The 8,630-nt window shown below is 64.8% G+C and carries 10 protein-coding genes and 1 pseudogene; 3 read left to right on the top strand and 8 right to left on the bottom strand.

Translation table 11 applies throughout. The features are described from left to right. The 5 genes from ccmI to EN745_RS23945 form a co-directional block, all read right to left on the bottom strand. On the bottom strand, positions 1–381 hold a 381-nt coding region (gene ccmI, locus EN745_RS23925; RefSeq protein WP_127422412.1), incomplete at its 3' end, for a c-type cytochrome biogenesis protein CcmI. Between the two features lie 122 nt (positions 382–503). Then, on the bottom strand, positions 504–941 hold the full coding sequence (locus EN745_RS23930) for an RT0821/Lpp0805 family surface protein (RefSeq protein ID WP_126055764.1): 438 nt from the start codon (positions 939–941) through the stop codon (positions 504–506). Positions 942–1,116: 175 nt separating this feature from the next. Next, the gene (locus EN745_RS23935) at positions 1,117–2,553 is read right to left on the bottom strand and encodes an ATP-binding protein (RefSeq protein ID WP_126055765.1); all 1,437 of its coding nucleotides are present in this window, start codon (positions 2,551–2,553) and stop codon (positions 1,117–1,119) included. Next, positions 2,537–3,202: a response regulator transcription factor gene (locus EN745_RS23940; protein ID WP_126055766.1), complete on the bottom strand. Its 666-nt coding sequence runs from the start codon at positions 3,200–3,202 to the stop codon at positions 2,537–2,539. Before EN745_RS23940 ends, EN745_RS23935 begins: the two co-directional genes overlap by 17 nt. A 70-nt stretch (positions 3,203–3,272) precedes the next feature. Next, complete coding sequence (locus EN745_RS23945) at positions 3,273–3,572, bottom strand: hypothetical protein (protein ID WP_126055767.1); 300 nt, start codon at positions 3,570–3,572, stop codon at positions 3,273–3,275. A 237-nt stretch (positions 3,573–3,809) separates the two neighbouring features. Here EN745_RS23945 and EN745_RS23950 point away from each other — a divergent pair, with 237 nt between their 5' ends. Continuing rightward, a complete protein-coding gene (locus tag EN745_RS23950) occupies positions 3,810–4,196 on the top strand; it encodes an ester cyclase (protein WP_126055768.1) in 387 nt (128 codons plus the stop codon). Positions 4,197–4,205: 9 nt separating this feature from the next. Here EN745_RS23950 and EN745_RS23955 read toward each other — a convergent pair whose 3' ends face one another. The 3 genes and pseudogenes from EN745_RS23955 to EN745_RS23965 form a co-directional block, all read right to left on the bottom strand. Next, on the bottom strand, positions 4,206–4,613 hold the full coding sequence (locus EN745_RS23955) for a DUF3168 domain-containing protein (protein ID WP_126055769.1): 408 nt from the start codon (positions 4,611–4,613) through the stop codon (positions 4,206–4,208). A gap of 222 nt (positions 4,614–4,835) precedes the next feature. After that, positions 4,836–6,389, bottom strand: coding sequence for a trimethylamine methyltransferase family protein (locus tag EN745_RS23960; protein ID WP_127422413.1), 1,554 nt, complete (start codon positions 6,387–6,389; stop codon positions 4,836–4,838). Between the two features lie 115 nt (positions 6,390–6,504). Beyond that, positions 6,505–6,723: pseudogene (locus EN745_RS23965) on the bottom strand (glycine cleavage T C-terminal barrel domain-containing protein); the annotation flags it as partial. 170 nt (positions 6,724–6,893) lie between these two features. Here EN745_RS23965 and EN745_RS23970 point away from each other — a divergent pair. Together EN745_RS23970 and EN745_RS23975 are read left to right on the top strand one after the other, a co-directional pair. Beyond that, positions 6,894–7,532 carry a TetR/AcrR family transcriptional regulator gene (locus tag EN745_RS23970; protein WP_127422414.1) on the top strand — a complete coding sequence of 213 codons (639 nt, stop codon included), beginning with the start codon at positions 6,894–6,896 and terminating at the stop codon, positions 7,530–7,532. A 161-nt stretch (positions 7,533–7,693) separates the two neighbouring features. After that, positions 7,694–8,630, top strand: a 937-nt coding sequence (locus tag EN745_RS23975; RefSeq protein WP_189363144.1) for a transglycosylase domain-containing protein, incomplete at its 3' end; no start/stop codon positions are given.

Genomic DNA, 8,630 nt, shown 5'->3' on the forward strand with positions numbered 1-8,630 from the left:
CCTCTCGGCCAACGGCTGCGCGGGCAGATCGGGCGAGCCGAGCTTGATATAGAGACCCCAGCTGACCAGCGGCACCGCCAGCACGGCGACCGTCGCGACCAGCCTGGTCGCGACCAAAGGCCGCCGCGCGACCGCGCCTGACGGACCCGCGGCACCCAGGCGCAGGATGCGGCGGCCGATTTCGGCGCGCGCCTCCTCGGCCTCGGCCGGCTGGATCAGGCCGCGAGCCACGTCGCGGTCGAGCTCGGACAGCTGGTCGCGATAGACTTCAAGATCGTTATCACCGGCGCCGGACTCATCCTTGCCGGCGCCGGCCAAAGGCAGCAGCACTGCCAGGCTGGCGCCCAGCGTGAGGATGGCGGCTATGACCCAGAACAGCATGGTTCTTCCAATAACGGCAGAGCCCTGCCCTGCCAACTCAGGCACACTGCGACGCTTTGGCGGCCAATGCGCCGCCCGTCCTTGATCGACGTCAACCGGACAGATTCTAACCGGGCAAAATGTCAGGTCAGCGGCGTCCAGCTGCCGTCGCCGTTGCGGCAGGCGGTGCCGCGCGCCGTGGCGCTGGCAGCGCCGGTGAACACGGTGTGGGTGTATTGCCGGCAGTCCTGCGAGCCTACCCGGTAAGGCTGGGCGGCGACGACTTCGCCGGAATGGCCGGTGCTCTCGCTCTTCCAGGTCACCTTCTGGCCGCTCGCCGTATATTCGAGCGCCTTGTATTCGGCTTCCAGCGCCTTGCGCTTGTCGGTGTCGTCAAGGCTGGAGCCGATCGATCCGCCGACAAGGCCGCCGTTCATGGCCGAAATGATGGTGGTGGCCACCTTGCCGCCGGCCGGGGGCGCGGCAGCCAGCGACGGCTTCGCGTCAGGGCCGCTGCGACCCAGCGTCGTGCAGCCGGAAACGGCCAGCAGTACGGAAACGAGCGCGACGCGAATCTTCATGCCAACAACCGGTTTTCTCGAGAAGGATGAGCTGGGGGCGGCGCCATCGGGAAAATAGGCGTGGCCATAGTGTTGATATTTGTCGGAAATTTGGCCGCGGCCGGCGACCTACGAAGCAATCGAAACGGCGCATACCATGCGCCGCCCATCGATGTCGACCGGGCCCGGCAAGGTATCACTGAAGGCTCCGCAATCGCACCACCGCCTTCAGCCCACCCATGGCGGAACGCTCCAGCGCAAGTGCGCCGCCATATTCGTTGACGAGGTCGGCCACAATGGCGAGCCCCAGCCCGGTGCCGGGCTTGGTCTCGTCGAGCCGGCGGCCGCGCTTCAGCGCCTCGCGCGCGCTGTCCTCGGGAATGCCCGGACCGTCATCCTCGATAGCGATCTCGAACAGGTTTGCGCCGACGCCGTCCTTGCCCGAAACCGGCGCCACCGATACGGCGACGGCGCGCTTCGCCCATTTCATGGCGTTGTCGAGGAGGTTGCCCAGCAGCTCCTCCAGATCCTCGCGCTCGCCGCCAAAGATGATCTCGGTAGCCGGCAGCGACAGCGTGAGACTGGTTTCGGGCTTGAGCTTCTGCAGCACGCGGACCATGCGCTGCACCAGCGGCGCCACCGGCGTGCGGTAGACGACGCTGTCGCGCTGTGCGGCGACGCGCGCCCGCTGCAGATAGTGGTCGACCTGCTTCTGCATCGAGGCGGCCTGCTCGGCGATGAGCTGCCCCTTGGCGCCGCCCAGCGCTCGGCCCTCGTTGAGGAGCACCGCGAGCGGCGTCTTCAGCGAATGGGCAAGGTTGCCGACCTGCGTGCGCGAGCGCTCGACGATGCGCTTGTTGTTCTCGATCAGCGCGTTGGTCTCGTTGGCGAGCGGCTCGATCTCGGCCGGGAAGCGGCCATCGAGCCGCTGCGCAGTGCCTTCGCGCACCATGGCCAGCGCGTTGCGCACCCGGCGCAAGGGCTGCAGGCCGATCAGGATGGCGATGGCGTTGATGGCGATCATGCCGACGCCGAACAGCGACAGATAGGTGAGCAGCCGGCGCTGGAAGCTGGCGATCTCCTGCTCCAGTTCGGTATGGTTGCCCATAACGCGGAAGCGCGCGGCGCGGTTCTTGGCGTCGAGGACGAACTCGCTCTCGAACACTTCGAGCTCCTCGCCCTTGATGCCTTCGGTCGAGTAGCTGCGCTGGAAGTTCGCGTTGAACGGAACCTCGGCGACGGAAGGCGACAGGACGGACGTCGTCATTGAGGAGGAATGGATCTCGCCATGGACGCCCTCGGAGGCCGGCTCCACCGACCAGTACCAGCCGGAATTCGGCTCGGAAAAGCGCAGGTCGCCAAGATCCGGCGCGCCGGTGAGCGCCCCATTTTCGGAAATGCCGACCGAGCCGATCAGATTGAACAGATGCGCCGACAAGAGGCTGTCGAAACCGCGCTCGCTCGCCTGGCGGTAAAGCGTGGTGATGAGGGTGAAGATGACGACCAGGGTCAGGATCGCCCAGATGGTCGAGAAAGCAATGACGCGGAAAGCCAGCGAGCGCGGCCATAGCCGAGCCGAAAAAGGTTTCCTTGCGATTGTAGCGAGCGGTTCCGCCTTACGCCTCCGGCTCACGCATGCGGTAGCCCATGCCGCGCACGGTTTCGATCATGTCGATGCCCATTTTCTTGCGCAACCGGCCGACGAAGACCTCGATGGTGTTGGAATCGCGGTCGAAATCCTGGTCGTAAAGGTGTTCGACCAGCTCGGTGCGCGACACCACCTCGCCCATGTGGTGCATCAGGTAGGCAAGCAGGCGAAATTCGTGCGAGGTCAGCTTCAACGGCACGCCGTCGACATCGGCCTTCGAGGCCTTGGTGTCGAGGCGCAGCGGCCCGCAGGTCAGTTCCGACGAGGCATGGCCGGCGGCGCGCCGGATCAGCGCCCTGACCCGCGCCAGCACTTCCTCAATGTGGAAGGGCTTGGTGACATAGTCGTCGGCACCGGCGTCGATGCCGGCCACCTTGTCGCTCCAGCGGTCGCGCGCGGTGAGGATCAGCACCGGCATCTTGCGGCCGCCGCGGCGCCAGCGCTCGACCACGCTGATACCGTCCATCTGCGGCAGGCCGATATCGAGGACGACGGCGTCGTAGGGCTCGGTGTCGCCGAGGAAATGCCCTTCCTCGCCATCGAAGGCGCGGTCAACGACATAGCCGGCATCGATCAGCGCATCCGACACCTGCCGGTTGAGATCCTTGTCATCTTCGACGACGAGCACACGCATGCCGGAGTTCAAACCTCTTGACGTTCAGGGCAGATATACTGCGATTCCAACAGCTTGGGAAACTTCGATATCAATTCAGCGGAACGACGATCTCGGTGCGGCGCGGGCGCTGCCCATCCTTGCCGGGCACCAGCACGACGATGACGCAGACCGCCTGGCCGCCACGCGTCGCCTGCGAGGCCTTGGCCAGCGTGCCGCCATTCTGCGCCGCCACCTGCTGGCCGATCGCATAGCAGTCCGACGCCGCGACCACGAAGGGCTGCGTGTCGTCAGGCGCGATGGCCGGAGCCGACATCGCCTGCGACGCGAGCAGACCGGCTGCTGCGAGGGCCAGCATCGCGGTTCGGAGATGGGTGCGAAGCGTTTTCATGACAGGCGTTGTAACGCATCGGTGCTGAACGTGAAATGAACGGTAACCGCCTGAAAAACCATGCCTGCAAACACCCCCTGAGCCGCAAAGCCGAGCATTGCGATCTGCCGTTCCCCCCTCAGGCCCGGTGCCGGGCTCATAACCGGAAAACCGCCGTCACGGCTATTGTTTTCGGATGCGGAACTTCCGCCTTTCCCTAGCTAGGATACGAAGGCCCGACGACCAGAGGAGCACGCTATGCGACGTGAACAACTTGCCGAACTTTACCGAGGCTACATCGCGTGTCTCAACGCCCAGGACTGGGCCAATCTAGGCCGGTTCGTCGGCGAGGCGGTGCAGTACAATGGCGAAACGGTGGGACTGTCGGGCTATCGCCGCATGCTCGAAGGCGATTTCCAGGCCATTCCCGATCTCCGTTTCAGCATCGAACTCCTGGTTTGCGAGCCGCCGCGCGTGGCTGCCCGCCTGCATTTCGACTGCACCCCCAAAGGCAGGTTGTTCGGATTGCCCGTGAACGGCAAGCGGGTCAGCTTCGCCGAGAACGTGTTCTACGAATTTCGCGATGCGCACATATGCGAGGTCTGGTCGGTCATCGACAAGGCCGAGATCGCGGCTCAGCTTTAATGCGATCCGTCAGGCGTCTTCCCGCGTGACGGCGCGGAAGCGCAGCAATCCATGATGGACCGCAAGATCCTCGTCGTAGCGAGCCTCGGCGAACTCCAGCGACAGGCGTGTTTGCCCGCGCGGACCGATGGACAGCGCCGCTCCCGCAAGGCGCGCCTCGATGCGGTTCATGATGAGGCGCGTTTCAGCCTCGCCTTGGGCCTTCGACCAGACATGCAGCGTGACAAGCTGATCGGCGTCGTTGTCGGCGCCGGTGTCCTGGTTGAAGGCGCTGGTGTGGCCGCATGTCACATAGGGGAAGGCAGCGTTCTCGGTTGCCCGCTCGAGCAGGCCGGCGCCGCCCAGCAGCGCCGTCAGCTTCGCGTCACTCTTCAATCTCTGGAACAAGGCCTGCAGCAAATCGTCGGGCGCCGTCATCGTCGTCTCCGCTCGCCAGTCACGCCTTGGACAATCTACTCTTCAATCTCTGGAACAAGGCCTGCAGCAAATCGTCGGGCGCCGTCATCGTCGTCTCCGCTCGCCAGTCACGCCTTGGACAATCCCTTGCGCCGCCAACAGTCTTCACATGCAGCGTAGCCGCGTCGCAAGACCCGCGCCAGACTGCATGATACTTCCTGTCCGGATGATGAATGATCTCCGTCAAGACACCGGCGCAGCGCCGCCCTCCTCGGTGCGTCGGGCGATGAACTCGTCGAGCACGCTGGCCGTGGCGGCGGCCGAAGCCGGCGGCTGGAAGTCGGCGAGCAGCCGCTTCCAGATGCCGGTAGCGCGCTCGGTGGCGCTCTTCGAACCGGCCTGCGTCCAGTTGCCGAAGTTCGACCAGTCGGCGACCAGCGGCTCGTAGAAGGCGGTGCGGTAGCGCGCCATGGTGTGACCGGCGGAGAAGAAATGGCCGCCCGGTTGCACCTCCGCGATGGCCTCGAAGCCGATGGAATCCTCGTCGCCGGGTGTCCTCGCGCAAAGCTCGGCGACTGTCTGCAGCGCCTCGATGTCGGTGATCAGCTTCTCGTAGGAGACGCTCAGCCCCCCTTCCAGCCAGCCGGCGGCGTGGATGCAGACCGTGGCGCCGGCCAGCACCGAGCCCCACAGCGCGAATTGCGTCTCGTGCGCGGCCTGCGCGTCGGAAATATTGGCGGCGCTGCCGCCGCCGGAGCGCCAGGGCAGGCCGGTGAAGCGGGCGAGCTGGCCGGCGCCGAGCGTCGCCTTGACGTGCTCGGGCGTGCCGAAGGCCGGCGCGCCCGACTTCATGTCGACATTGGAGGAGAAGGAGCCGTAGACGACCGGCGCCCCGGGTCGCACGATCTGCGCCAGCGTCAGCCCGGCCAGCGCCTCGGCATGCTGCAGCGTCAGCGCGCCGGCGACCGTGATCGGCGCCATGGCGCCAGCCAGGCAGAAGGGCGTGATGATCGAGACCTGGCCGGCCCTGGCGAAATCGATGATGCCTTGCGCCATCGGGATGTCGAGCTGGCGTGGCGAATTGGTGTTGATGACGGTGTAGCAATGAGCGCCGGCGCGGAACTCGTCCTCGGAGAGGCCGCGCGCCAGGCGGACCAACTCGAAACTGTCGTCGACCTGCGGAGTGCCGCGCGCGAAGACGAACGGGAACTTGTCGGAGAGCGTCAGCTGCGCCCGGTTGACGGCATAGTGACGGAAGCGGTTGTCGACATCCTGCGGCTCGATCGAGGGACAAAGCATGTGCAGCACGTCGAAATGCTGGATGAGCTTGGTCAGTTCCTCGTAGGCGGCCAACGCGCCCGGCCGCCGGCCGCGTTCGAGATCGGTGACGTTGGGCGCGCCGGCCCCGGCGAGGAAGGTCATCGAGCCCAGTTCAAGCATCAGATCGCGATCGCGCGCGCCGCCATGGGCCCGGATCGAGCGCGGCGCCGAGGCCAGTGCCGCCTCGACCAAGTCGCGGCCGATGCGCACCATCTGGCTGTCCTCGTCGACCAGCGCGCCAGCGCCGGCCAAGACATGCCGCGCCTCCGGCAGCAGCACCTTGATGCCGAGTTCCTCCAGCACGCGCAGCGCCGTGTCGTGGATCGCCGCGACCTGGTCTTCGGAGAAGATCGGCTGCGGCAGGAACGGGTTCTTGAGCGACCGGTAGTCCGGCCGGCGGCTTGACTCGCTGCCCGCCTCGCCGGTGCGTCCACGCCGGCGTTCGCGCCTCAGATCGCGGGCGACATCTTCAACCATGCCAGATCCTCCTTGGAACAGGATGACTTCTTCGAAGCGTCATCCCGTTCCAACTTATCCTCTTGTTTGAGCATGATCTTTTCCGAAAACCGGTTCCCACTTTCGGGATCATCCTCTATTGCCGCATCGCTTTGCCGTCGGGGTCGTGGGGTGAGGCGGGGATGACGCGCGCCGGCCGTTCGACGCCGACAATGTGCACCGAAAGCTCCGTCCCCTCCCCGGCGAAATCGTCGTCCACCAACGCCAGCGCGACGCTCTTGCCAATCGTGTAGCCATAGCCGCCGGAGGTGACGAAGCCGACGCGCCGACCCTTGTGCCAGACCGCCTCGAAGCTGAAGCACCGAGGCGCCGACGACACCTCCTCCGATGACAACCGCGATAATGCGACTTCACGAGCCTCTCCCTCTCGTTGGAAGCCGTTACCATATATCTACTGTACATATGTGTCTAGACACTTATGTCCAGAGCTTGCGCGCGGTGATCCGGCGTGCCACTTGTGTGTCCATGATCATGATTTCGCCGCAAGACGAGCCGGCGCCCGGCAACATCAAGGTAACGCGCTCGGACTGGATCAACCTCGCGCTGCAGACGCTCATCTCCGACGGCATCGAGAGCGTGCGCGTGCTGCCGCTCGGCCAGAAGCTCGGCGTGTCGCGGTCGAGCTTCTACTGGTATTTCGAAAGCCGCCAGGATCTGCTCGACCAGTTGCTGAAGCATTGGCATGAGACCAATACCAAGGCGATCGTCGAGCGCGCCCAGCGCCCTGCCGCAACCATCATCATGGGCGTGCTCAACGTGTTCGAATGCTGGGCCGACGAGCGCATGTTCGACCCGAGGCTCGACTTTGCCGTACGTGAATGGGCCAGGCGCTCGGACGATGTGCGGCGCATGATCGACCAGGCCGACGACGATCGCCTCACCGCTATCCGCGACATGTACCAAAGACACGGCTTTGACGCGGAGAATGCCTTCATCCGGGCGCGCGTGCTTTACTATATGCAGATCGGCTACTACGTCCTCGACCTCAAGGAACCGGTCGAGGCCAGGGTCAGCCATCTCGCGGCCTATCTTCGCGCCTTCACCGGCCAGGAGCCGAGCGAGGCCGATGTGGCGCATTTCATGCGCTTCATCGCGGCGCGGTGATATCGCTCGAGCACCCGGAATCAACCTTAGCGATCAACAAAGCTTGTCTGTGGCTTCGCTACCCTTGTGAGCGGTGATAAAATGGTCGAATAGTCAGGCAGGGAGCCACCCTCGAAACTGCCTATGCCGTTTTGGGGAAGTTGGCTGGGCGGAATTCTGGAATGGCAAGTCCTTTGAGACCACGCAAGAGAAGAGGCCGCATTGCCTCGGCGCTGCTTGCCGTCGACGCGTGGCTCGATTCCTCGCTCTACGAAATCGGCTTCAAGGCAGGCCAGTTCTGGGAAGCGGCGACCATCTTTTTCCGACGCTTCCGCGTCAAGGGCTGGCGGCGCGGCATCATCGAGGTGCTCAGCGAAGGCTTCACTATGGGCGCTGGCGGCATCGTCGTGCTGCTTGCGCTGGCGATGCCTGCCTTCGAGATCACAGCCGGCGACTGGCGCGCGCAGGGCGACTTCGCCGTCACATTCCTCGACCGCTACGGCAACGAGATCGGCCAGCGCGGCATCATCCAGCGCGACTCGGTCCCGGTCGACGAAATGCCCGACCATGTCATCAAGGCGGTGCTGGCGACCGAGGACCGGCGCTTCTTCGACCATTACGGTATCGACGTGCTCGGCCTGTCGCGCGCCATCTTCGAGAACGTCCGCGCCAACTCGGTCGTGCAGGGCGGCTCCAGCATCACCCAACAGCTGGCCAAGAACCTGTTCCTGACCAATGAGCGCACCTTCGAGCGCAAGATCAAGGAAGCTTTTCTCTCGTTGTGGCTGGAAGCCAACCTGTCGAAGAAGGAGATCCTGCAGCTTTATCTCGACCGCGCCTATATGGGCGGCGGTACATTCGGCATCGAAGCGGCGGCGGATTTCTACTTCGGCAAAAGCGTCAAGGACCTGAACCTCGCCGAGGCGGCAATGCTGGCCGGCCTGTTCAAGGCGCCGACCAAATACGCCCCGCACATCAACCTGCCGGCCGCCCGCGCGCGCGCCAATGTGGTGCTGTCCAACCTCGTCGATTCCGGCTTCATGACCGAAGGCCAGGTGCTGCAGGCGAGGCTGCATCCGGCCGACGTCGTCGACCGCGGCGAGCAGAAGAGCCCGGACT

Source organism: Mesorhizobium sp. M4A.F.Ca.ET.022.05.2.1, assembly GCF_003998845.1.
Classification (GTDB): domain Bacteria; phylum Pseudomonadota; class Alphaproteobacteria; order Rhizobiales; family Rhizobiaceae; genus Mesorhizobium.

What these genes read in the sequence shown, in the direction of transcription:
- EN745_RS23970 (WP_127422414.1), top strand. Translation starts at nt 6,894, where the DNA reads ATGATCATGATTTCGCCGCAAGACGAGCCGGCGCCCGGCAACATCAAG.
- EN745_RS23945 (WP_126055767.1), bottom strand. Translation starts at nt 3,572, where the DNA reads ATGAAAACGCTTCGCACCCATCTCCGAACCGCGATGCTGGCCCTCGCA.
- EN745_RS23930 (WP_126055764.1), bottom strand. Translation starts at nt 941, where the DNA reads ATGAAGATTCGCGTCGCGCTCGTTTCCGTACTGCTGGCCGTTTCCGGC.
- EN745_RS23950 (WP_126055768.1), top strand. Translation starts at nt 3,810, where the DNA reads ATGCGACGTGAACAACTTGCCGAACTTTACCGAGGCTACATCGCGTGT.
- EN745_RS23960 (WP_127422413.1), bottom strand. Translation starts at nt 6,389, where the DNA reads ATGGTTGAAGATGTCGCCCGCGATCTGAGGCGCGAACGCCGGCGTGGA.
- EN745_RS23940 (WP_126055766.1), bottom strand. Translation starts at nt 3,202, where the DNA reads ATGCGTGTGCTCGTCGTCGAAGATGACAAGGATCTCAACCGGCAGGTG.
- EN745_RS23955 (WP_126055769.1), bottom strand. Translation starts at nt 4,613, where the DNA reads ATGACGGCGCCCGACGATTTGCTGCAGGCCTTGTTCCAGAGATTGAAG.